Raw genomic sequence first — 722 nt, forward strand, 5'->3', positions numbered from 1 at the left:
CCCTAAACCGCACATTACAGGTCTTCAAACAGCCATTGTGACTGGTAATAAAGACGGTGAGGTATACGTTGATAAACATGGCAGAATAAAAGTACAGTTCCATTGGGATCGTTTGGGTAAGTACGATGTAAATAGTTCGTGTTGGATTCGAGTTGCTCAAAGTGTTGCCGGAAATGGATGGGGTGCGGTGTTTCATCCTCGGGTAGGGCAAGAGGTTATCGTAGAGTTTGTGAATGGCGACCCAGATCAACCTATTGTCACGGGTGCGCTGTATAACGGGAGCCAGTTGCCCCCGTATTCTCTTCCAGAGAAAAGTTCTCAAAGCGGTTTTAAGTCCCGCTCAGTTCAAAAAGGAAACGCCAATTTCAACGAGTTACGCTTTGAAGATAAACCTGGCGAAGAACACATTTACCTTCACGCAGAAAAGTTGTTCCAAATGTTAGTCGAAGACTGCGTGGATATTGTGGTTGAGAACAATAAAGTTGAGAAAGTAACCAACGATGTAACTCAAGACGTTGGAAAAAATGCGATGTTAAAGGTGGGAGAGAACTATACCTCTGACACTGGAAAAGTGTTGTCCCTCAATGCAGGGAAAAGTATTGAAATTAAAGTCGGTGGAGCCTCAATTCAAATGTCGAGTTCTGGCGAAATCAACATTAAGGGCAACAAGATTTCTATCAATGGCTCTGCAATCGCATTGAAAGCAGGACAAATCTCTTTGA

The 722-nt window shown here is 43.4% G+C and carries 1 protein-coding gene; it reads left to right on the forward strand.

The annotated features are described in order from the left end of the window. Positions 1-722 (forward strand): type VI secretion system Vgr family protein (locus R7E78_RS26500; protein WP_318058659.1); only part of this gene is annotated, 722 nt, incomplete at both ends.

The organism is Vibrio sp. YT-19(2023), from assembly GCF_033337395.1.